The sequence below is a fragment of the Snodgrassella sp. M0110 genome (assembly GCF_016101465.1).
In the GTDB taxonomy this organism is placed as follows: domain Bacteria; phylum Pseudomonadota; class Gammaproteobacteria; order Burkholderiales; family Neisseriaceae; genus Snodgrassella; species Snodgrassella alvi.
In genome coordinates this window covers 82548-106541 of record NZ_JACFQM010000001.1, presented here as the reverse complement: position 1 = coordinate 106541, position 23994 = coordinate 82548, and the positions used below count along the sequence as shown (strand labels likewise).

Here is a 23994-nt window from a genome sequence, read left to right as displayed (position 1 = left end):
AATAGTTTATTCAGAAAAACAAGAAAAAGGCAGCCTACTGCGGGCTGCCCGTTATTATTTATGTTTTTTTTGCCATGCGGTATGTGATAAAGCCCATAATAATACGGCACCACAACTGGTGGAAATCAGCATCATTGTCGGCATCACATGTGTCGAACCATTATGCAGCAGTGTAGTCAGCCAGCCTACAGTAGCGGCAATCAGAAACTGCATTGTTCCCAGTACAGCATTGGCACTGCCACCAATTTTACGAAAATAGCTCATGAAACACGCCTGAGTATTGGAACCAATCAAACCCTGTGAACCAATTGAAAACATAATCAGCAACAGTAACAGGAAGAAAGGCGGACGATCCATACTCCATACCACAATGGTTAATAATAAATTACAGCTTAACTGCAACAGCACACCGCCAAGCAAAATGTTGCGAGCCGGCGTAGTACGCAGACGATAGGCTGTTACCCGGTTAAACAGCATCATAGTAATCACATTGGCACCAAAGGCCCATGAATACTGATGCGGGCTAAGACCATATATATTCATGTACAAAAAGGAAGATTCAGTCAGAAATACAAACATGGCTGCAAAAGCAGCAGTTTGGAAAAACATGAATCCCAACGCTTCGCGTTCATGAAAAACCACTGAAAAATTTTCTTTTATCTTGCGAAAAACTTTGCTATCCAATGGCTGGATATCCATTTTAACCTGTGGCATAAACCGCCATACACAAATCAGTACGGCCAGAGCATATATCAGCAGAAATATAAAGATAACCCGCCAGCCACCAAGAGCAGCCAGCGCTGTACCCAGCATGGGCGCAGCCAGTGGTGCAGCCAGAGTAATAATACCAATAGTGGCAAACATTTTCGCGGCTTCATTGCCATGAAAGAAATCACGTACAGTTGCACCAACTGTAACAGTAGCCATACCGCCGCCCAGTGCCTGAATCCAGCGCCAGAACAGCAATTCTCCGGCTGAATGAATAAAGACAATAGCAATAGCTGACACCAGATAGACACTCAGACCAATCATAGCAATGATTTTGCGCCCTTTAATATCGGATATTGCCCCCCCAAGCAATTGTCCGAGCGCAACACCAAACATGAAACTGGCCAGACTGCGTTCAATCTGATCAATCGGTGCATGTAAAGAAGTCGCCATTTCCGGTACAGAAGATAAATAAATATCTGTGGAAAACGGCATAATAGCCACCATCACTGACAACAATAATGCCAGATAATGCGGATTAATAGGTAACTGATTGGGGGATGTTTTCATAACCATTCTTTCCATTTACTACAGGCCTGCCCCGGTCAGGTAGTTAATAATGCTACCAATACTGCTTTAATGGTATGCATCCGGTTTTCTGCCTGTTCAAAAACAATAGAAGCAACACTTTCAAATACTTCTTCACTTACTTCGGCACCATCCAGAGAAAACTCATTAAAAAGCCACTGTCCTACCTGAGTATCGCGGTTATGAATTGCCGGCAGACAATGCATGAATTTCACTTCAGGATTATTGCTGGCAACCATCAGACGTGCATCAACGCGGTAAGGTCTGAGCTGCTCAATCCGTTCTTTCCAGGTTTCTTTCGCTTCTCCCATTGATACCCAGACATCGGTATGAATAAAATCAGCCTGATCAACAGCTGCGGCTGCATCTTCAGTTAATGTAATCCGTGCACCGGTCTGCTTTGCAATTGAGCGGCACTGTTCTACCAGAGCGTCATTCGGCCAGAAAGCCCGCGGTGCACCAATACGTACATCCATACCCATTTTGGCACCGGCAACCAGCAAAGAATTACCCATGTTGTAACGGGCATCACCCACATAAGCATAGGTAATCTGATTCAAAGGCTTTTTGCTGTTTTCTTTCATAGTAAGCAAATCAGCAAGCATTTGCGTCGGATGGTATTCATTGGTCAGACCATTAATCACCGGAACTCCGGCATATTCAGCCAGCTGCTCAACAATTTCCTGTCCGTAACCACGATACTCAATCGCGTCATACATGCGCCCCAGAACCCGTGCAGTATCACGGATACTTTCTTTATGCCCGATCTGGCTGCCACTGCTGTCCAGATAAGTCACATGTGCACCCTGATCATGCGCAGCCACTTCAAAAGCACAACGGGTACGGGTAGATGTTTTTTCAAATATCAAAGCAATATTTTTACCAGTCAGACGCGGCTGCTCCGCTGCATTTTTCTTTTCAGCTTTCAGGCTGGCGGCCAGATCAAGCAGTGTCTGAATTTCTGCCGGCGTATAATCCAGCAGTTTTAAAAAATGTTTCTGTTTCAGCATCCCCATTAGTCTCTCCTTATGCAGCATGAGTAAAATCAGCCTGTGCCAGCTGTTGCAGCATATTCTCATAAATAGCCGATAACTGAGCTATTGCGGCAATATCCACACACTCATCTATCTGATGAATCGTGGCATTAACCGGCCCCAGTTCTATTAATTCGCTGGCGATAGCCTTAATAAAGCGACCGTCTGACGTACCGCCCGTGGTAGATAATTGAGCATTCACACCACAAACACGCTCAATGGCAGCCTGTGCTACCGTAGTCAGACGTCCTGCAGCGGTCAGAAACGGTTCTCCGGACAAAGCCCACTGCAAATCATAGTTTAAATTATGTTTATCCAGAATGGCATGTACCTGCCGGCGCAGACTTTCCGCTGTCGATTCCGTTGAGAACCGGAAATTAAACTGTACGGTAAGCTCTCCGGGAATCACATTAGTAGCCCCTGTACCGGCGTGAATATTGGAAATCTGAAATCCGGTAGGCGGAAAATAAGCATTTCCGTCATCCCAGTGCGTGGCAGTTAGCTCAGCCAGTGCCGCAGCAGCCACATGTACCGGATTGGCAGCCAGATGAGGATAAGCGATGTGTCCCTGACGTCCGTGCACCTGCAGCGTACCCGATAAAGAACCACGTCGTCCGTTTTTTATCATGTCACCCAGTGTATCAACTGCCGTAGGCTCACCCACAATGCAGTAATCAATATGCTCTCCCCGCTCTTTTAAAACTTCGACCACACGTTTGGTACCATCGTGCCCGTCACCCTCTTCATCAGAAGTAATCAGCAAAGCCAGACGCAACGGCAATTCAGGTTGCTGAGCCAGCAAGCGTTCGCAAGCAGTTACAAAAGCTGCAATACTGCTTTTCATATCGGCAGCACCTCGCCCATACAGGTATCCATCACGCTCTACAGGTGTAAATGGAGGCGAAGTCCAGCGACTTTCATCGCCGGTTGGTACCACATCAGTATGTCCGGCGAAACAAACCAGCGGTCCCTGCCGGCCGTAAACGGCATAAAAATTATCCGTTTCCCCGAATCTGAAGGTTTCAATATTGAATCCCATTGCTGTCAGACGGCTCATCAGCAACGGCTGACAACCATGATCATCCGGCGTGACAGATGGCTGTGCTATCAAATCTTTGGCCAGTTTCAGTGTTTCTATTTCCATTATCATAAACTCAAAAAAAATAACTTCAGGCAGCTTGAAAGGCTGCCTGAGAACATATTACATCTTTATAAACCAATTTTTCTGTCTTGCCAAACATTTACCCAATAATTGACAATCCATACCATTTATTCATACACCATTTCAGCACGTTTAACATTACACAGCAGCTCATAGGAAATGGTTCCGGCGGCAGCCGCTACTTCATTTACATTAACAACATCACCCCATAATTCCACTTCACTGCCGAGTGACTGCCGGTGGTCATCCAGTTGAACTGTCATCATATCCATGGAAACCCGACCGAGAACACAACTGCGTACCCCGTCAATTGCCACCGGTGTGCCTGTTGCCGCACGGCGCGGATAGCCGTCTGCATAGCCGCAGGCCACCAGCCCGACACGGGTTGAACGGGTAGTGACATAACTGGCACCATAACCAATCGGTTCTCCCATCTGCAAAACCCGTTCTCCGAATACTTTACTTACCAGCCGCATTACCGGCTTGAAACGGCTATCAGCACCACCCATCGGCGAAATACCATAAAGTGCCAGCCCCGCCCGTCCCCAGCCGCACTGTGTTTGCGGATAAGCCATTATGCCAGCTGAATTAGCCAGACTTACCTCACCGGGCAAATTGGCACAGGTCAGCTCAAAAGTACGAATCTGTTCAGCCGTCATGGTTTTCATCGGCTCATCTGCACAAGCAAAATGGGTCATTTTCACCACATCAGCAACCTTACTGCTTTGAATCAGAGCCTGATAGGCAGGTGCATAATCATGAGGGAAAAAGCCGGTTCGGTGCATACCGGAATCCATTTTCAGCCATACTGTTACCGGTTTCTGCCAGTCATAATCCAGTAAGCTTTCCAGCTGCCATAAATTACCTACTACAGGCCACAACTGGTAACGGTCTGCCAGCTCATATTCTTCAGCAGCAAAAACCCCTTCCAGCATGATGATCGGTAATTGTATACCTGCTTCACGCAACTGCACTGCCTCACTGATACAGGCTACCGCAAAACCATCAGCTATATCAGCCAGTGCCTGCGCGCAACGCACAGCGCCATGTCCATAAGCATTGGCCTTAACCACGGCCAGCATTTTGCCGCCGCCATGCATCTGCTTTAAAGCCAGAAAATTATCACGCAAGTGATTCAAACGAATCTGCGCAACTAACGGACGCATCATTGCTCCCCTGTTATCCTGATTATCAAATTTCATTATTTAAGCAAAGCCGCCATGCAGCAACAGCTTTCAGTAATAAAATTTTATCATTATCTCTATCTGAATTTCATATATCACCATAACTGCCAGCCGTATCAGATAAATTAATAATATATTAATATTATGATAAAAAATTTTACCGTTTCTGTCTGCCCTGACAAACCGGACAAAATAAGCACCGATAAGAGCAAAACTTACCCGAACCGTTCTGAACTTGCTTAAACATAACGAGCCAGCGATAAATCACTGGTTTCAATTTCCGGTTTAACACCACTAATCAAATCAGCCAGAATTCTTCCCGAACCCAGCCCCATTGTCCAGCCCAGCGTACCGTGTCCGGTATTGATAGACAAATTCACAAAACGGCTGGCACCAATAATCGGCGTACTGTCCGGTGTCATCGGGCGCAGACCGCTCCAGAAAAAAGCTTCCGAAGTCCGGCAGCTATCCGGAAATAAATCATTCACCACCAAATCCAGTGTTGCTTTACGTTTGGGGTTCAGATGAATACGATAACCAGACAACTCAGCCATACCACCGGCACGGATACGTTTATCAAAACGCGTTACTGCCACTTTATAAGTTTCATCAATCACAGTAGAAACCGGTGCTTTTGCTTCATCAGTAATCGGAATAGTGAGTGAGTAACCTTTAACCGGATATACCGGCAGATTAATTCCCAGCCCGCTCAGCATACTGCGACTAAAACAGCCCAGAGCACAAACATAATGGTCGGCAGTAAAGTACTGGCCATTGGCCATAACACCCTTAATACTGCATTTATCCTGCTGTATTTCAGTAATAGCATGCCTGTAGAGGAATTTTACACCGAGATATTCACATTTTCTGGCCAGCTCAGTAGTAAATAAATGGCAGTCACCCGTGCCGTCCTGTGGTAAATACAGGGCACCGGCCAGCTTTCCGGTCATATGTGCCAGTGCGGGCTCGTATTGGACACATTCGGCAACACTGCTGAGCTCCTGTAAAGGCACACCGAATTCCTGTAAAACAGCTACATCGGAACGGGAATCGATAACCTCTTTTTCTGTACGGAAAATCTGTAAAGTACCTTTGCTGCGGCCTTCAAACTGAATATTTTCTTCTGCCTGCAATTGCTGTAACATCGCACGGCTGTACTCGGAAATCCGCACCATGCGTTCTTTATTGGTGGCATAGCTTCGGGCATTACAATTACGGTACATCTGCCAGAGCCATTGCAGCTGAAACAGACTGCCATCAGGCCGAAACAACAAAGGGGAATGTTCTTTAAATAGCCATTTCCATGCTTTGGCCGGAATATTGGGTGCTGCCCACGGAGTGGTATAACCATATGATAATTGACCGGCATTGGCAAAACTGGTTTCCATTGCTGCCTGATCAGCGCGCTCCAGCACAGTGACTTCATGTCCTGCTTTAGCCAGATACCATGCTGTACTTACTCCCACAATACCGGCTCCCATAATCAGCACTTTCATAATATCCTCTCTCTGGTACTTAACCGGAATAACCTATTGGTTTAACCACAAAGTTCACAAATATCTTAATTCAGTTACTTTCCCTAGTGTAAACAAAGCCTGATAGTGAATTTCACTTTATTTATACAAAAAAATGGAGTATTTTAATAAATACTCACATTCAAACTATCAAAAACCATGCACCATATAGATAAAGTAGACATGAAAATCTTGTCCCTGCTTCAGAAAAATGCCCGGATGACCATGACCGAGCTGGCCGATAAGGTTGGTCTTTCCACCACACCAGTTACCGAACGGGTACGGCGGCTGGAACGGGAAAACATTATTACCGGCTATCACGCCCGCCTCAATCCTCGCGCCCTGAATCAGAGCCTGCTGGTATTTGTTGAAATCAAACTGCGCTCTAAATCCGGCAATATTTTTGAAGACTTCCGGCGTGAAGTTCTGACTATTCCGCATGTGCTCGAATGTCATCTGATTTCCGGTGAATACGACTACCTGATAAAAGTTCGCCTGCCGAATATGCACGCTTACCGCAATATGCTGGGTAACATTCTGTTACAGTTGCCCGCAGCAGCCGAAAGCCGCAGTTATGTTGTTATGGAAGAAGTAAAAGAAGAGCAGATGTTGCATCTGGAATAAATCTCCGGGTGTATTATGTTCGGTACCATTACAGCGCAGCTGTATACTTAAGGAAGATGAATAGTTGATTATAAAGCAGTTAAATATTAATTTAATCAGAGTGTAACCATATTTAATTAGATGAGATTTTTATGAGGTTAACTGCGATACTAACTTAAATTTTTTCAGGATTGATTATGCCAAAAATTATTAAGTATTTATCTAAGGATAAATTATAGATCTATCTTTTTGGGGTTATTTATTTGGCATTTATAATTACTTTTAATATTTTTTCATTAAAAAGCAAATTTTATATTAGTCATATAGCTGCACATATCCTTCTGATAATATTTTGTATAACAATGGTATTTGAAATTATTTTTTTCTAACACAATTAATAAATTATTTATTATCCCTAAAAAACATGTATTAACTTCTTTTTTAAGATTATTTTGTGGATTAGTTTTTTTGCTGGTTTGGCATTTAAAATCTTTATTTTAGTTATATTAGTTATGGTATTGATAATTTAGAATTTATTATTACGATGTTTATTCCTGCGCTCAGTTGCTTTTTAGGTTACATTATTTTAGTTTTAATTAAAATTTTAAGATGTTTATGTTGTTTTCTCCTTGTTAAACAAGCCAATGATTTTTATCCGTAAAGTAAAATATATTAAGACAATCTTTAAAAAAATCAGCTAAATTTTATTGAGTATTAGCCAGTTATTTCATATTGACTGCGCTTCTTTTTACAATTTTCATTTGCAAATTGCTCATAAGAATCTATTATTATCAAGTTAAAATAAAGATAGCATTACGTTGCTGTTATTATCGAGTATTTAAGCTTAAAAATCTAAATTTTTTATATTTTAAAGCTATTTTAGCAAAGATATTGAGAGTTTATTCAATCTTGGCTTGATTTTTGCATCAATCAGCATTTATATATTACGGTAACAAGCAAATCGGCTTATTATTTATAACATTTTACTGGAGGAATTTATAATGATGGTACAAAAATTTGCTTCATATGGTAGTAATATATCTGCAGGCGATTATACTTATAAATGCGCTGATTGTGGCTATGTATATTCAGACCAAAGTAAAAAATTGTTACCCCCTTGTCCTGATCGTTACAACAAGCCGCATAGGAAGAATGGTTGGTATATGATTAGTGGTCGAGGTGATTCATTTAAATGATCCTTATCCTACTAACTAAAAAAATAGCATTAATAATTTTATGTTGTAACTTTGAAAGGTAATACTTAGTGTTACCTTTTTGCTAATTAGTCATCATCATTAAACTTTATTTTCGAATTTTTGGATTTTGCCAATAAGTTTTTTTCAAATTGTAATCTTCATCACGTCGAAAAATAAAAGCAATGTTTCATCCATTGCTAACTCTACCTTTCGTTATTACCTATGGCTAATTGAGAAAAACTTGATTTATAGTAACAAAAATTATTTGTAATCAATTTCAGCCAAATATATGTCTTTCACTACAAAGCAAATTCAGTCATTTTTTGGCAATTTAGCGATTCTAATAAACTGCAAAGAAGATCATAATTTCATTAATATTTGATGCTTATACTAATTCAGCATCCTGAATATACTTTACCAGCAATGCAGTTTCATCATCCAGCTGTTCTTCATCTTGATTGAGAAATAAATAAACCGGTGTTGCACGGCGCATACCCTGGCGCAATGGCAATAATTTTAATTCTCCGCAGGCCAGTTGATTTTTAATCCGTTCTTCCGGCAGCCAGCCATAACCCACCCCCTGACTGACTGCCTCAATAGCTGTTTCAATCGTGGTGAATGTCCAGTTTTCAGATGCAGTAATCTGCCTGTAAGGCAGTTGCTGTTGTTCACGACTAACAATTTCAATCAGCGGATAACGCATCAGAACATCCTGACTCAATGGTGCCGGTAAATCCAGTAAAGGGTGCGAATGCCGCACAACTGCTACAAAATTCACCTCCAGCAATAACTTACCCTGCCTCATCATCTCAGCACTTGGGGTGATAATATAAACATCCGCCTGCCGCTGTTGTAAAACAGTACAACTTTCACTGCGCAATACCTCTGTGAGATGTATCTGAGTAGACGGATAAGCCTGCTGAAAACAGCGCAATGCTGAAAACAGGCGATCTTTAGGAAAAATACTGTCTACTACCAAGTCTAACCTTGCCCGCTCTCCGCGTTTCAGAGCCCGTGAACGATTTTCCAGTGCTTCAAATCCCTGCAACAGTGGTAATGCCTGTGCCAGCAACTGCTGTCCGGATGCTGTCAGTTCTGCACGCCGGCCGACAATAGTTAATAGCGTTACCCCCAGACGCTCCTGCATCAGCGTCAGCTGATAACTTAGCGAAGACTGGCTGCGATTAAAAGCTTCAGCAGCACGGGCAAAACTGCCGTAACTGACTACGGCCTGCAATAACTGCCATTGCTCCAGCGTTGTTTTCATTACTTAATCAATCGAAATTTTGGAACGGTTTAAACCAATATTAGCGTTATTCATCAGATAAATACAGGTTTACACTTTATTTGTTTTTATTCAGATTAATTTCAATTCAAAAGGTGAAAAAATGCCTGCATTTAATACTGCCGATTTAAGTAACATTCTTGGTAAACATCTGGTTTATACCTACGACAATGGCTGGAACTACGAAGTTTATGTTAAAAATGCCACTACCATCGATTATCGTATTCATAGCGGTCTGGTGGGTAACCGCTGGGTAAAAGATCAGAAAGTTTATCTGGTACGCGTAGCAGCCGGCGTATATAAAATTTCATGGACAGAACCTACCGGTACAGATGTCAGCCTGATTATCAATCTGGAAGACAAATTATTTCACGGCACCATCTTCTTCCCGCGCTGGGTAATGAATAATCCCGAACATACTGTTTGTTTCCAGAACGAGCATATTGCACAAATGGAAGCTTATCGTGAAGCGGGCCCGGTTTATCCGACAGAAGTTATTGACGAATTTGCTACCATTACTTTTATTGAAGATTGCGGCGAAAATGATGAAAATGTTATTAACTGTCCGGCCAGCGAATTACCGGCAGATTTTCCGCATCACCATTAATTACTTATCCTGAACCACAGGGCAGACAATAAATTGTCTGCTCTGTTCTGTTTATTTAGCAAAAACCTCTGTTTTTAAATACAAAAAGATAACTATAGTAGCGTTAACACTTAGCATGGTTATTTTTTACTGACCGGTAAAATTATATGTATGGTCTACATTTTAACTATACATAACTCTACATTCGAACTGTACATAAAAACAACATGCCTCTTTCCTATAATTTAATTATTGTTATACTTTTTAAGCATAAAAAATAGTTGTATGTGAGGTCATTTTGGATATTAAAGTATTACGTTATTTTTTAGCTCTTGCTAGAGAGGAAAGTATCACTGCGGCTGCTGAGTATTTACATCTGACTCAGCCAACATTATCTCGTCAACTGGCTGAATTAGAGCAAGAATTGGGTAAAACCTTATTTATTCGAGGCAGTCGTAAAATTACCTTAACCGATGAAGGTATGCGTTTACGCAAACGTGCTGAAGAAATTTTAGAATTAGTGCAAAAAACTGAATTAGAGTTTCAAACTTCAGCTGAGGAAATCAGTGGCGATATCTATATTGGCTGTGGTGAAACCCATGCCATGGGATTAATTGCTGAGGTTGTTAAGGCATTACAACATGACTATCCGCAAATTCATGTGCATATTTATAGTGGTGATGCTGATGAAGTAACAGAACGTATCGATAAAGGCTTACTCGATTTTGGATTATTAATTGGTGTGGAAAATATTAGCAAATATGAGTCGTTACTATTGCCCGAAAAAGATACTTGGGGAGTATTAATGCGTAAAGATAGTCCACTTGCGCATCAAGATGTGATTAGACCTAGCGATTTATGGAGCTTGCCACTTATTATCTCTAAACAGAAAGAAGTCGATATCCGAATTACGCGCTGGTTAAAACGTGATTTAGATAAACTCAATGTGATTGGCTCATATAACCTACTTTACAATGCCTCACTTATGGTTGAAAAAAACATGGGTTATGCATTAAGTATTGATAAGCTGATTAACACGACTGGTAATAGTCATCTTTGTTTTAAACCTTTAGAGCCACAATTAACGGTTGATATTCACATAGTTTGGAAACGTTATCAAATTTTTTCAAAAGCAGCTGAAATCGGTTTACAGCGAATGAAACAGGCTTTTTCTCAATAAATCCCTCTGAATATAGAAGTGAGCAAAATGATTCTCCTATTTTGCTGAGCTTATTCTTATAACTTCTTTTTATTGATATTAATGACATTAAATACAGCTTATACCCATGCTTTTAAGGCATAAATAACCATAAAATATAAGTAATTTACATATCTTTAGCTGCTATTTAGACTATGACCCATTCAATTCATTCGTCTTTAATATAATAATGGGATTAACCATGTCAGATAACACATTAAATTCCCCAACTACGGCGTATTGGGGAGCAATATTCTCGCTATTTATTGGGGTAACAAGTTTGATTACCGCGGAATTTATTCCCGTTAGCTTATTAACACCTATCGCACAAGATTTCAATATTACTGAAGGTCAAGCAGGCCAAAGCGTCACAATGGTGGGGATTTTTGCGGTAGTCACCAGTTTGGTTCTCGCACCCATGACCCAAAATATTAATCGTCGAGTAGTATTACTCACTTTTTCTATTTTATTAGTATTATCCAATTTGTTCATTGCTGTTGCACCTAATTATTTCATTATGCTGATTGGTCGAGCGCTATTAGGGATTTGTGTTGGCGGATTTTGGTCAATGGCATCTGCTGTAGTATTACAATTAGCGCCGAGTAAAGATATTCCTCGAGCATTAAGTATTGTCTATGCCGGAGTGTCGGTTGCAACGATTATTTCACTGCCTCTTGCCAGTTATTTAGGTCATTTAGTCGGTTGGCGTAATGTGTTTTTTATTGCTGCGGCATTAAGTTTTATCGCGCTAGTTTGGCAACGGCTTACCCTACCATCTTTACCGCCGCGTGAAAGCAGTAATTTTAAAAATATGTTTGCCCTATTTAAGCAAAGTTGGTGTTTTCTTGGCATTATCGGGACAATTTTTAGTTATGGAGGTTATCACTTCTTTTTTACTTATCTGCGACCGTTTTTAGAGCACAATTTAGCACTACAAGCCGGTCCATTAACCCTTATTTTATTGGTGTTTGGTATCGCTAATTGCATCGGAACCTTTGTTGCGGGTTTACTACTTGGCCGATTTTTTAGACCTGTGATGATCGCCATTCATTTAGTTTTAGCCGCTATAGCCATGCTCTTATTTATTAAATATAGGTTTTTAAGTTCTGATAATGTGACTATGGATACTACATTAGTGATTGCTTGGGGATTTGTGTTTGGATTTATCCCTGTTGGTTGGTCAACGTGGATCACTCGAACACTTGCTGATAAAGCTGAACTGGTTGGTGGATTATCGGTTGCCGCGATTCAATTTTCCATTGGTTTAGCGGCTGGTGTTGGTGGAATGACCTTTGACCAATTAGGGTTTAGTGGCATTTTTATCACGGCCACGATTATTTGTATTATGGGTGCCATCATTACCGCCTTGTGTTTTAGTTTATATAAAAAAGCAACAGGCAACCTTGCTTAATCAATCTCATATAGATAAAAAGGATCACAAATAAAATTCAAGTTTACGGCTTTAGTGTTTATGCTAACTTTTGTACAAACAACACTTGCAAACACAGCAGAAGTGGCTATGCAACATTTTCCAAATCCATCAACAGTGAGTCAGGCATTACAACCTTTAGTCTCTGGCGACACCCCCTTTTGGAATGATCATCCTAAAATTAATGCCGAATGGCATCAATGGGTCGATACGATTGCTGCCCAAACATTAAAAACACTCCCTACGTTAAAAGAACGAATGCAAGTCAGTGTTACAGCTACGCAGCTTGGTTACGTACTGATAAGCTCCTGAATACCTGTACTTGGTTTCAGCAAAGCATAAAAACAATCAAAATTATATTCTTTCTCCGCTCAACAAAACCACCAGCACTGTTATTGAACATCATCATTCATAGTTTTATCTATTGCATAAGCTGACTATGATGCCTGACCCAGATTATTCAGAATAACCAAAGCCTGCTGCACATCATCATCAGATACAAAAATATGATCATGATAATAACCGGCTATAACGTTACAACTGATATTCTGTTGTGCCAGTGCATGCGCAAAAGCAGCTGTCAGCCCGACAGCTGCCAGCGAAGAATGCACCATTAATGTAATCCAGCCAGCAATATATTCATAATTCAGCTGATACTCATCAGCAACTGCCTGCGGTAAAACCAGCGTAGTACCTTCGTTTTCCTGCATAATCGCCACAGCAGCAGTCAGTAATGCTGGTGCAGGTTGCTGTAGAGTACAAAATACATATTTGCCCGGATTATGCTGCGGAGAAGCAGATTGCAGCAAAATTTGCAGATTACTTTCACCAGAGATTTTAGCGTCCATATCAAAGTACCTTCAGAAACAATCAAACCAGTCATCTAATGACTAAATTGGTCAAAAGAATTTATCCTAGCATTAATTCTATTTGCATGACAGCACCGAATACCTTTGATTACCAGTATCCGTCTGGCAAATTCACTTACTCAGGGCGTAATGAGCAATTCTGTCACCGAAGCTGAAAGCAACTACACATCAGACTATATTTATTTACTCAGCCATCAAAAAAATACTAATACAGACCATCAGCTTTAAAATTCCATTAGCATAAAGAAAAAAGAATAAAAAAATGCGCACACGATTAAGTGTGCGCCAAGTCTACAAAGGAGAAATAGAGGAGAAACTGTTAAACCAACTAGGAGCTGATTTAACGAAGCGAATTATGCCTCAACTACGCATGCATAGCAAGTCATATTTTGTATTAATTCGACAAAATATAGTTATTTTATTTAAAAATACCGCAAAATTCATTAACTGCACATATCTTTCTCAGGAAACAATCCCCAAAAACATTATATCTAACCATAACTTAGCCTGAACAATATAGTCATCAGGCATACTTACCACAGACTTCGGTTGCCGGAATACTAATTATTCCAGTCTTCGCGTATTTTCTGTGCTTTTGCAAAAAAAGCAGTCAATTTTTGTGCATCCCCTTGTTGCAGACAGTCCTGTAAATATGCCAGTTCATGCTGCTGCTGCTGGAGTAAACCAGCCAGTACCTGACGATTAGCCAGACAGATATCTGTCCAAATCTGCGGATTACTGGCTGCAATGCGGGTGAAATCCCGAAAACCGCTGCCGGCAAATTGCAACAATTCTTCGGCATTTGCTGCTTCGGCCAACTGGTGTACATATGCATAAGCCAGCATATGTGGTAAATGACTGACAGCAGCAAAAATTGCATCATGTCGCGCCGCATCCAGATGATAAATCTGCGCCTGTACAGCCTGCCACATAGCAACAACTGTATGTAATGCAGCTTCGTCCTGCTGTTCATGAGCGCAAACAATACATTTTTTTCCGGCAAATAAACCAAACTGCGCCGCCAGTGCACCATGCCGGTCTGAACCGGCAATCGGGTGAGCGGCCACACAGCGCGGATAATGATGCGATAATTCAGCAGCAAAGGCCTTTAATGCCAGCTGCTTGGTACTGCCCACATCAGTAACAATACAATGCTCAGATAAATAGGGAACCAGCTGACGGCAAATTGCCGGTAAAGTATTCACCGGAGTGGCTATCAGCACCATATCGGCTTCTGCCACACTCTCTGCATTAATCTGCGTATAGGTATAATCAACTACCCGCCGTTCCAGTGCACGAGTCAGATTATCGGCATCGATATCAATGCCGGCTACTTCAGCAACCAGTCCGGCACGTTTTAAATCCAGTGCCAGCGAACCGCCAATCAGCCCCACGCCGACCAGCACCAGCCTGCGCATATTCATCTCAGAAAACATCTCATACAAATCATCATTTCAGTTTTCGGCTTATTTATTTTGATAATCAGACCGATCTGCCCCATGCACTCAGAAATTCCTGCCAGTGTGCTGCCTGTTGCGTACTCAGATAACCTTTAAGACAACGGATTTCCTGCTCATATTCGTCTGCATCCAGGAAACCGCGTAACAGATTAAAGCGCAGATACATTAAATAAGTATTGGCTGCATCGGTTTCGCAATAATGTCTGATCTGTGCAAGTTCGCCCTGCTGATAAGCTGCCCAGACTTTACTACCGTCCATACCCAGCTTTCCCGGAAAGCCGCATAGTTTGGCCATATCATCCAGAGGTACACAAGCACGGGACTGATATAAAGCCAGTAAATCCATTAAGTCACAATGGCGTGCATGATAGCGGCTGATATAGTTATTCCACTTAAAATCACGACTGTCACCAAAATCACCCTCGCCCATATCCCAGTAGCGTGCCGCACTGATGCCATAAATCAAAGCACGATAATGTAATACTGGTAAATCAAAGCCGCCACCGTTCCAGCTCACCAGCTGAGGTGTATGGGTTTCAATCAGCTCAAAAAAACGCGCAATTAAAGTTTCTTCGCTGTCTTCCGGCGTTCCGATACTACCCACATGAATTTTATCTGCGCCCCAGCGCATACAGCAGGAAATAGCCACTACCTGCTGCAAATGCAGCTGTATAAAATCGTTACCGTTTTTGGCTCGTCGCTGCTGCAAGGCAAATTCCACCACATCAGCATCACTGACCTCTGCCGGCAAATGATTCAGAATACGAATGCCGGCTACATCCGGCACAGTTTCTATGTCGAAAGCCAAAATCGGAGTCATAGCAAGAATTCACATTAATTATCGGATTAAGTATTGTGGCATGAAGCCATTGCCTGCGCTAGCCGTTTAATCGCAAAACACTATTACACTTTGCACATGATTGCTTTATACTAACAAGTAGCCAGACAGGTCTAAGATAAAAAACAGATTATATAGACCACAGATTCCGTTGTATTCATGCAGCAACTTTTCAGTTCTGCCTGTTTCATTCTGTTTGGTGGCAAAACAGCAGAATTTTCTACTTAAACACTTTTATGCTTTTCTCATTTTAGGCATAATAACAACATATGAATCCACAATAATTGATTAACAAACAACAAAAGAATTCTAATATGAAAAAATCTTACTTATGGCAATGGCTTGCTCCTTTGCTGACCATACCATTAATCACATCCTGCGACGGCACTCCTGTACACAATGCTGATTCTGCAGCAAGTTCAGCCTCTGGTACCACAACCTCTGTGTCTGCTAAAAATGTGGCTGAATCCGGAAATCCTGCTAATGCAGATATCAGTAAAAAAATAAGTACCAATCTGGCCAGCAAAATGCGCAAAATGCTCAAGGGTGCTGAATTAAATATTCAAGGTGTTTATACCACGCCGTTACAAGGTATTTATGAAGTAGTAATTACCGGTAATCAGATTATCTATACCGACGAAAATGCCAGCTATATTATGATTGGTAATTTAATTGATCTGGAACATCAGAAAAATCTGACTGAACTGCGTGTCAGCGACTTGTCAAAAATAGACTTTAAAGAATTGCCTTTAGATAAGGCAATTAAAGAAGTTCGCGGTAACGGACAGCGAGTACTGGCTGTATTCTCCGATCCTGACTGCCCGTTCTGCAAAAAACTTGAAGAAGAAATTGCCCAGATTGACAATATTACCATCTATACTTTCCTGATGCCGGTGCCTGATCTGCATCCGAACGCACAGAAAAAGGCTGTACAGATATGGTGTCAGAAAGATCGTACAACCGCATGGACCGAGTGGATGCGCAATGGGAAAGAGCCGGCTGCTGTGGCCAATTGTGACAACCCTGTAGCAGACACTATGAAGCTGGGCAATAAATTTGGTATTGATGGTACACCGACTTTAGTTTTCCCGAATGGCAAAACCATTTCCGGGCTAATGCGTAAAAATGATCTGGAGCAGGAACTGAGCAAAAATCAGAAATAATTATCATCCATACCTATAGTCAAAAGCAGCCGTACCGGCTGCTTTTTTATATTTTTTCATAATAATACTGCCCATTACATTACAATCACCATACTGATTAAAATAAATCATACTATTTTAATACTACATCAGCAAACATATGTAGTTACGGGTTTACCAACATGCCTGCCGATACAATTATTAAAAATTTATGATTGATAATTTATTATAGTTAAGCTCAATCGCCATGTATAACGTTCAGCGTGTATATACCTATCAGCATCAGCAGCCGGCAGTATTAATAGACCGCCTGTGGCCACGCGGTATCAGTAAAATCAGACTAAGCGGAGTTGAGTGGATTAAAGCTGTTGCCCCGTCCGGCCCGCTCAGAAAATGGCTGCACCAGAATCCTGAAAATCATTATCAGGAATTTTGCCGGCTGTATCAGCAGGAACTCAGCCTGCCACAACAACAGGAGGCATTGCGCACACTGAAGCAACTGCATGAGCAGCATCAGCAACTATGGCTGCTTACGGCGGCCAAAGATATTGCTCGCAGCCATGTACCAGTATTACTGGCACAATTACAGGCATAGCTCAAAATTAACTGATGTATCCTTTTAGTCTCTATCAATAAAAATGCCCTGAAAAATATATCAGGGCATTGCTATAACCATTATTCGATTATACAGATACAAACTGTGTCAGGCGGCATCCGCACTGACTTCTGAGCGTAACAAACCAATCAGTCGAACAATTCGATCTTTTAATTCACGCCGGTCAACAATCTGATCGATTGCCCCTTTATCCAGTAAAAACTCCGAACGCTGGAAGCCTTCCGGTAAAGTTTCACGTACAGTTTGTTCAATCACCCGCGGACCGGCAAATCCAACCAGAGCATTCGGTTCAGCCAGAACAACATCACCGATAAACGCAAAGCTGGCCGACACACCGCCCATAGTCGGATTGGTTAATACTGATATAAAAGGCAGTGATTTATCAGCAAGCAAATGTAATGAAGCACAGGTTTTAGCCATTTGCATTAATGAATTGAGACCTTCTTGCATGCGTGCACCACCAGAAGCGGCCACACAGATAAAGGTGCAGTTATGTTTTACCGCCTCACGTACACCGCGAACAAAGCGCTCACCCACAACAGAACCCATTGAACCGCCGATAAAATTGAATTCAAAAGCGGCCACAACCACAGGTACACCATTCATGGTTCCGCGTACCACCAGCAGCGCATCATCTTCCTGCGTCAGCTTACGGGCAGCACTTAAGCGGTCAGTATATTTCTTGCTGTCACGGAATTTGAGAATATCAACTGGTTTGATGTCTTTACCAATTTCATACTGTTTGGTTTCATCCAGCATCATACTGATACGTTCCCGTGCTGACACCGGATTATGATATCCGCACTTCGGGCACACTTCCATATTCTTTTTCAAATCCGTGGCATATAAAGTTGCCGCACAGGACGGACATTTCTGCCACAATCCCTCAGGGATACCTGCGGATTTAACCGCTGCATCTTTTTTAATCTTAGGCGGCAGGATTTTATCTAACCAACTCATTCTTTTATTCCCGGTTATTGCCGGCAGCCGGAACAGGCTGCCATACAGAATTAGGATGTTACACAGATTATTCCAGAGCTTGTCTGAGCTCGGCGACAACAGGAGCCAGAGCTTCGGCCTCATGACCAATATGCTCGGCTATTGTCTGCACAAAGCGGCTGCCAACGATTACGGCATCCGCTACTGCTCCGATACGGCGGGCACTGTCGGCATCGCGAATACCAAAACCCACACCGATAGGCACCTGTATAAACTGGCGTAAATGATCAATTTTACGCGAAACTTCGGCCGTATCCAACTGCGATGAACCGGTCACTCCCTTAAGTGATACATAGTAAACAAAACCACTGGCCTTACTGCCAATCAGTTTAATCCGCTCATCAGTGGTAGTAGGGGCAATCAGAAAAATGCAGTCCAGCCCGTATTTCCTGAGCTGCTCATGCAAATCATCAATTGTTTCGGCCGGACAGTCTACAGTCAGCACACCATCCGCACCAGCCTGCGCAGCAGCACTGGCAAAACGTTCATAACCCATATGATAAACCGGATTCAGATAACCCATGAGCACCACTGGTGTCGTCTGATTTTCCTGCCGGAACTGTCTGACCACCTGAAATATATCATTCAGAGACACATTCTGGCGTAAAGCACGCTCGGCAGCTGACTGAATCACCGGCCCGTCGGCCATCGGATCAGAGAAAGGCACACCCAGTTCAATAATATCTGTACCATTGGCTACCAGCGTTTTCATCAGCTGTACTGTTGTAGCCAGATCCGGATTACCACAAGTGATATACGATACCAGAGCAGTCCGTCCATGCAGCTGCTCAAACGTATGTTGAATTCTACTCATTATGTTCTCAACTCATTTCCGAACACTTTAGCAGTATATTGATTCAGCCAGCCATCATTCTGCCGCTCCCTGCGGACAGCCAGATTTTATCTGCCTGCAACACTGCCAGTGCTGATTATCATAGCCTGCATCATACCATGCGGTACAGCACATTCCTTAATTTTTCATTGACTGCACCGGTGCCGGTACTCGTCCGCCACGATTAATAAATACCTCACAGGAACCGGATTTCACCGGCATAACCGGAGCTCGACCGAGTAAACCGCCAAACTCTACGTAATCACCGACATCCTTACCGGTAACCGGAATCACCCGCACGGCTGTAGTTTTACTATTAATCAGGCCGATAGCGGCTTCATCAGCAATAATTCCCGCCAATGTACTGGCCGGAGTGTCGCCCGGCACAGCAATCATATCCAATCCGACCGAACACACCGCCGTCATAGCTTCCAGTTTATCCAGAGTCAGCACACCGGCTTCTACCGCTGCTATCATACCTTCATCTTCAGATACCGGAATAAACGCACCGCTTAGTCCGCCTACTGCGCTTGAAGCCATCATACCGCCCTTTTTCACAGCATCATTCAGTAATGCCAGTGCCGCAGTCGTGCCGTGCGTTCCGCAGACACTCAGCCCCATCGCTTCCAGAATCCGGGCAACACTGTCCCCCACTGCCGGAGTAGGTGCCAGAGACAAATCCAGAATACCGAACGGAATACCCAGCATTTTACTGGCTTCATGGCCGATCAGTTCACCCACGCGAGTAATCTTGAATGCGGTTTTTTTCACCAGCTCGGCAACTTCAGTCAGGGACAGCCCTTGTGTATTCTGCAACGCAGCACATACCACGCCCGGTCCGGATACGCCGACATTAATGACGCAGTCTGCTTCTCCCGCACCATGAAAGGCACCGGCCATAAACGGATTATCTTCTACCGCATTACAAAAAACTACCAGCTTGGCACAGCCAAAACCTTCTGGCGTGATTGCCGCAGTCTGGCGGATGGTTTCCCCCATCAGCCGTACAGCATCCATATTAATGCCGGCACGGGTAGAACCGATATTTACCGAGCTGCATACGACATCTGTGCAGGCCATAGCTTCAGGAATTGATCGGATTAATATCTCATCAGCAGCACTCATTCCTTTGTGCACTAATGCAGAAAAGCCGCCGATAAACGAAATACCAATGGCTTTTGCCGCTTTGTCCAGTATCTGTGCTATCGATACATAAGAATCAGCACCGGTAGCAGCCCCAATCTGAGCAATAGGTGTGACAGCAACGCGCTGATTTACAATTGGTACACCATATTTAGCCGACAGCTCAGTTGCCGTCTGTACCAGATTTTTACCGACACGGGTAATCTTGGCATAAATTTTTTCATTCAGGCGCTTGATATCTGTATCAATACAATCATGCAAATCAATGCCAATAGTTATCGTACGCACATCGAAATGCTGGTCAGATACCATTCGTACAGTTTCCAGAATTTCATTATTCTGAATAGAAAAAGACATAAATAACTCCTAAATCCGGTGCATGGCATTAAACAATGCTTCATCCTGCACACGGATGTGCAATCCCCGTTTTTCGCCTTCACTATCCAGAAATTTACTGAACTCTAAGCGTGGTAAAGTACATTTTTCCGCATCCAGCAGAATAATCATAGTGAAATAATCATCCATTAACTGCTGACTGATATTCACAATACTAACCTGATGCTCTGCCAGCAGCGTGGCTACCTCAGCAACTATACCAATACGGTCTTTACCAATCACTGTCATCACAGCATGATTAGACATAAATAATCCTATTCACAATAATAATTATTACCAACCACAGAAACTAATCCGTCACCAGCCGGCAGCCAGATCAGTTCAGCAGCACAGATTTAAGATATACGTTCACATTTAAAGAATAGTGCACACAGCAAAATCAGCGTTGCCACTCCTCCGCCCAGCAACGAAACCCCGTTCCAGCCATAATGTGCATAAGCCATAGCAGAAGCAAGTGAACCGAGTACACCACCGATAAAATACATACTCATATAACCGGAAGTAATCCGGCCTTTGAGCGCCGGATCAGAACGATAAATCAGCGACTGGTTACTGATATGTAATGCCTGAATCGCAAAATCCAGCAAAATTACCCCGCCGATCAATGCCCATAAATGCACCCCTCCGGCATACAATAGTGACCAGCTAAGCAAAAACAGTAAGGCACAAACTATTGTCATCGCATAAGTGTGGCCTTTATCCGCAGCCCAGCCCCCTACATTGGAACCAAAAATCCCCAGCGCACCAAATAAACCAAATAAACCAATTGTACTCAAACTGAAATGATAAGGTGCATGGCTGAGCAATAACGTCAATGGTGTCCACAACACTGAAAATAAACAGAAATCCAGCGCCCCGAGCACACCACGCTGCCGCAATAACGGTGTACGCCATAATAACGACCAAACCGATACCAGCGTTTTCCAGTAACCCAGAGTACTGTGTTCACGCTGTACATGAGGCAGTTTGCATTGCAAAATCAGTGCCATTAACAGCAACATTGCCGCACCGAGCATATATACCGTACGCCAGCCCCACCAATGGGCAACCATACCGGAAAAAGTACGTGACAACAGAATACCCAGTAACAGCCCGCTCATCAGCGTACCGATTACCCGCCCGCGCTGTTCGGGTTCCGACAGACTGGCGGCCAGCGGCATCAGCACCTGAGCCACGGTACAAAAGGCGCCGACCATCACCAGACCGGCAATAAACAGCCATAAATCAGGAGCAAATGCTATCAGCAGCGCACTGATACCTACAACAACATACAGCGATACAATCAGCTTTTTGTTATCAAGCAAATCACCCAGCGGTACCAGAAAAATCAGCCCCAGCGCATAAGCAAGCTGCGTCAGCGTAATCAGCATGCCGCTACTGGCAACATTCATACCAAAATAGCGTGCAGTTACTTCTATCAGCGGAAAGACAAAATAATTACTGGCTACGGCCAGACCGATGGCCAGAGCCATCATAAAAATCTGACCGGAAGACAGTTTAATACTCTTATTCATACATACAACAAATATTTACTACAAACTAATTCCGTCTAGCCGGGCAACCGTATTAATATCTTTGTCCCCCCGACCGGACAGATTCACCAGAATGACTTCATCCGGACTCATTTTCGGTGCATTGGCTACTGCCCATGCCAGCGCATGGCTGGATTCAAGTGCAGGAATAATACCTTCCTCATGACACAGTAAATGAAACGCTTCCATAGCAGCTTCATCACCCATGGCTTCGTACTCTACCCGGCCAATATCATGCAGCAGACCATGCTCCGGACCCACACCGGGATAATCCAGACCGGCGGAAACAGAATGAGTATTCATCACCTGTCCGTTTTCGTCCTGCATCAGATAACCCCGGAATCCGTGCAATACCCCCATCGGGCTGTGCGAGCTGATAGGTGCGGCATGCTGAGAGCCGGATAAGCCCAGACCACCTGCCTCAACCCCTACCAGACGAGTTTCAGTCATATTGATATAAGGATAAAACAGACCAATCGCATTCGAACCGCCGCCGACACAGGCTACTGCTACATCAGGCTGACGACCGATGGCTTCCTGCATCTGCTGTATTGCTTCATTTCCGATAACACACTGAAAATCTCGCACCATTTCCGGATAAGGCATCGGACCGGCTGAGGTACCAATAATATAATAGGTATCATCTACCCGTGCCACCCACTCACGCAATGCTTCATTCATAGCATCTTTCAGCGTACATGAGCCGGAATTCACCCCAACCACCTGAGCACCAAGCAGTTTCATCCGGTACACATTCGGTGCCTGACGGCGGATATCCTCAGTACCCATAAATACCGTACATTCCAGACCAAAACGCGCGGCTACCGTAGCAGAGGCCACACCATGCTGACCAGCACCGGTTTCAGCGATAACGCGCTTTTTACCCATTCGCTGTGCAAGCAAAGCCTGACCAATCGTGTTGTTAATTTTATGTGCACCGGTATGATTTAAATCTTCCCGTTTCAGATAAATCTGCGCTCCGCCCAGATAGTCAGACAAGCGCCGTGCATGGTAAACCGGACTGGGACGGCCTACATAATATTTTAAATCCTTATGATACTGTGCCCAGAATGCCGGATCAGCTTTCGCTTCATAATAAACCTGTTTTAATTCAGCCAAAGCTGCAATCAGTGTTTCCGATACAAACAGCCCGCCGTGCTCACCAAAAAAACCCTGTTCGTCAGGATAGTGATAATTTTCCATATTTTTTTCCATTGAGCGACAATTTACCCGCAAAGTAAAACTATCCGGCCATATTATCACCTTTTAAATCCATTATCCCGTTATCCATACTTAATCCGGAATAAATAAAAGAGTTCTGCTTCTGTGCCAATAAAAAATGCAGGTTATTAATTTCATAAATAAGAGCTGCTTAAAATAACAACATGAATTTAATTATATGCTTATTGATATAGCTGTCATTAATTTAAAAAAATCTTAATAAAACCAATATCGGCTGTCTGATAATCTAACACCAACATCAAGACATTACTTCCAATAAAAATCTGGAAAAATAGAATCACAATGCAAAATTTTCTTCTATATTTCTGTTTTAAAACAGAAATATAAATCAGTCGTACTGGTTAGTATTATTTTTTATCGGGTCTGTTATGATGATCTGTCAATAGAACGTAAAATAGCCAGTTTCAGCACCAGAATATCCACAAGCTCAATCATTTC

At 42.9% G+C, this 23994-nt stretch carries 23 protein-coding genes; 8 read left to right on the top strand and 15 right to left on the bottom strand.

Annotated features, from left to right (window positions below):
* Window positions 1–54: 54 nt before the first annotated feature.
* From H3T84_RS00435 to H3T84_RS00415, 5 genes are all read right to left on the bottom strand, one after another.
* Window positions 55–1278, bottom strand: a complete 1224-nt coding sequence (locus tag H3T84_RS00435) for a multidrug effflux MFS transporter (RefSeq protein WP_198217082.1) — start codon at window positions 1276–1278, stop codon at window positions 55–57.
* 35 nt (window positions 1279–1313) lie between these two features.
* Window positions 1314–2312 (bottom strand): ornithine carbamoyltransferase, encoded by a 999-nt coding sequence (gene argF, locus H3T84_RS00430; RefSeq protein ID WP_370523945.1) that lies wholly within the window; start codon window positions 2310–2312, stop codon window positions 1314–1316.
* A gap of 10 nt (window positions 2313–2322) precedes the next feature.
* Window positions 2323–3480 carry a succinyl-diaminopimelate desuccinylase gene (gene dapE, locus H3T84_RS00425; protein ID WP_198217081.1) on the bottom strand — a complete coding sequence of 386 codons (1158 nt, stop codon included), beginning with the start codon at window positions 3478–3480 and terminating at the stop codon, window positions 2323–2325.
* 119 nt (window positions 3481–3599) lie between these two features.
* Complete coding sequence (alr, locus tag H3T84_RS00420; protein ID WP_084586578.1) at window positions 3600–4658, bottom strand: alanine racemase; 1059 nt, start codon at window positions 4656–4658, stop codon at window positions 3600–3602.
* 257 nt (window positions 4659–4915) lie between these two features.
* Window positions 4916–6172, bottom strand: a complete 1257-nt coding sequence (locus H3T84_RS00415; protein WP_198217072.1) for a D-amino acid dehydrogenase — start codon at window positions 6170–6172, stop codon at window positions 4916–4918.
* Window positions 6173–6349: 177 nt separating this feature from the next.
* Between H3T84_RS00415 and H3T84_RS00410 the strand changes: the two genes are divergently transcribed.
* A complete protein-coding gene (locus tag H3T84_RS00410; protein ID WP_037474892.1) occupies window positions 6350–6814 on the top strand; it encodes an Lrp/AsnC ligand binding domain-containing protein in 465 nt (154 codons plus the stop codon).
* A gap of 1560 nt (window positions 6815–8374) precedes the next feature.
* Here the strand turns inward: H3T84_RS00410 and H3T84_RS00405 are convergent.
* Window positions 8375–9256 (bottom strand): LysR family transcriptional regulator, encoded by an 882-nt coding sequence (locus H3T84_RS00405; RefSeq protein ID WP_100117211.1) that lies wholly within the window; start codon window positions 9254–9256, stop codon window positions 8375–8377.
* Window positions 9257–9377: 121 nt separating this feature from the next.
* Between H3T84_RS00405 and H3T84_RS00400 the strand changes: the two genes are divergently transcribed.
* The 4 genes from H3T84_RS00400 to H3T84_RS00385 all read left to right on the top strand — a co-directional run bounded on the left by H3T84_RS00400 (window position 9378) and on the right by H3T84_RS00385 (window position 12799).
* The gene (locus H3T84_RS00400; RefSeq protein WP_037474899.1) at window positions 9378–9881 is read left to right on the top strand and encodes a phenolic acid decarboxylase; all 504 of its coding nucleotides are present in this window, start codon (window positions 9378–9380) and stop codon (window positions 9879–9881) included.
* Window positions 9882–10158: 277 nt separating this feature from the next.
* Complete coding sequence (locus H3T84_RS00395) at window positions 10159–11040, top strand: LysR family transcriptional regulator (RefSeq protein ID WP_198217070.1); 882 nt, start codon at window positions 10159–10161, stop codon at window positions 11038–11040.
* A gap of 220 nt (window positions 11041–11260) precedes the next feature.
* The gene (locus H3T84_RS00390; protein WP_198217068.1) at window positions 11261–12469 is read left to right on the top strand and encodes an MFS transporter; all 1209 of its coding nucleotides are present in this window, start codon (window positions 11261–11263) and stop codon (window positions 12467–12469) included.
* A 60-nt stretch (window positions 12470–12529) separates the two neighbouring features.
* Window positions 12530–12799, top strand: coding sequence for a hypothetical protein (locus H3T84_RS00385; protein WP_025331362.1), 270 nt, complete (start codon window positions 12530–12532; stop codon window positions 12797–12799).
* Between the two features lie 125 nt (window positions 12800–12924).
* Here the strand turns inward: H3T84_RS00385 and H3T84_RS00380 are convergent, their stop codons facing one another.
* Window positions 12925–13335 (bottom strand): ACT domain-containing protein, encoded by a 411-nt coding sequence (locus H3T84_RS00380; protein ID WP_198217066.1) that lies wholly within the window; start codon window positions 13333–13335, stop codon window positions 12925–12927.
* 105 nt (window positions 13336–13440) lie between these two features.
* On the opposite strand from H3T84_RS00380, the gene H3T84_RS00375 reads away from it, so the two are divergent.
* Window positions 13441–13584, top strand: coding sequence for a hypothetical protein (locus H3T84_RS00375; RefSeq protein WP_198217064.1), 144 nt, complete (start codon window positions 13441–13443; stop codon window positions 13582–13584).
* A gap of 332 nt (window positions 13585–13916) precedes the next feature.
* Here the strand turns inward: H3T84_RS00375 and H3T84_RS00370 are convergent, their stop codons facing one another.
* Together H3T84_RS00370 and H3T84_RS00365 are read right to left on the bottom strand one after the other, a co-directional pair.
* A complete protein-coding gene (locus H3T84_RS00370) occupies window positions 13917–14780 on the bottom strand; it encodes a prephenate dehydrogenase/arogenate dehydrogenase family protein (protein ID WP_198217062.1) in 864 nt (287 codons plus the stop codon).
* Window positions 14781–14838: 58 nt separating this feature from the next.
* Window positions 14839–15636, bottom strand: a complete 798-nt coding sequence (locus H3T84_RS00365; RefSeq protein WP_198217060.1) for a 3'-5' exonuclease — start codon at window positions 15634–15636, stop codon at window positions 14839–14841.
* Window positions 15637–15968: 332 nt separating this feature from the next.
* On the opposite strand from H3T84_RS00365, the gene H3T84_RS00360 reads away from it, so the two are divergent.
* Window positions 15969–16817 (top strand): DsbC family protein, encoded by an 849-nt coding sequence (locus tag H3T84_RS00360; protein ID WP_198217057.1) that lies wholly within the window; start codon window positions 15969–15971, stop codon window positions 16815–16817.
* 226 nt (window positions 16818–17043) lie between these two features.
* Window positions 17044–17391 (top strand): DUF488 domain-containing protein, encoded by a 348-nt coding sequence (locus H3T84_RS00355; RefSeq protein ID WP_037473794.1) that lies wholly within the window; start codon window positions 17044–17046, stop codon window positions 17389–17391.
* A 108-nt stretch (window positions 17392–17499) separates the two neighbouring features.
* On the opposite strand, the gene accD is transcribed toward H3T84_RS00355, so the two are convergent.
* The 6 genes from accD to trpB form a co-directional block, all read right to left on the bottom strand.
* Window positions 17500–18372, bottom strand: a complete 873-nt coding sequence (accD, locus tag H3T84_RS00350) for an acetyl-CoA carboxylase, carboxyltransferase subunit beta (protein WP_198217055.1) — start codon at window positions 18370–18372, stop codon at window positions 17500–17502.
* 67 nt (window positions 18373–18439) lie between these two features.
* A complete protein-coding gene (gene trpA, locus H3T84_RS00345; protein ID WP_038649010.1) occupies window positions 18440–19225 on the bottom strand; it encodes a tryptophan synthase subunit alpha in 786 nt (261 codons plus the stop codon).
* Between the two features lie 156 nt (window positions 19226–19381).
* The gene (locus H3T84_RS00340) at window positions 19382–20743 is read right to left on the bottom strand and encodes a PFL family protein (RefSeq protein ID WP_198217053.1); all 1362 of its coding nucleotides are present in this window, start codon (window positions 20741–20743) and stop codon (window positions 19382–19384) included.
* A gap of 9 nt (window positions 20744–20752) precedes the next feature.
* Window positions 20753–21028, bottom strand: coding sequence for an ACT domain-containing protein (locus H3T84_RS00335; protein WP_025331370.1), 276 nt, complete (start codon window positions 21026–21028; stop codon window positions 20753–20755).
* An 89-nt stretch (window positions 21029–21117) separates the two neighbouring features.
* Window positions 21118–22296, bottom strand: a complete 1179-nt coding sequence (locus H3T84_RS00330; RefSeq protein WP_084548352.1) for an MFS transporter — start codon at window positions 22294–22296, stop codon at window positions 21118–21120.
* A gap of 18 nt (window positions 22297–22314) precedes the next feature.
* The gene (gene trpB, locus H3T84_RS00325) at window positions 22315–23517 is read right to left on the bottom strand and encodes a tryptophan synthase subunit beta (protein ID WP_198217051.1); all 1203 of its coding nucleotides are present in this window, start codon (window positions 23515–23517) and stop codon (window positions 22315–22317) included.
* Between the last annotated feature and the right edge of the window lie 477 nt (window positions 23518–23994).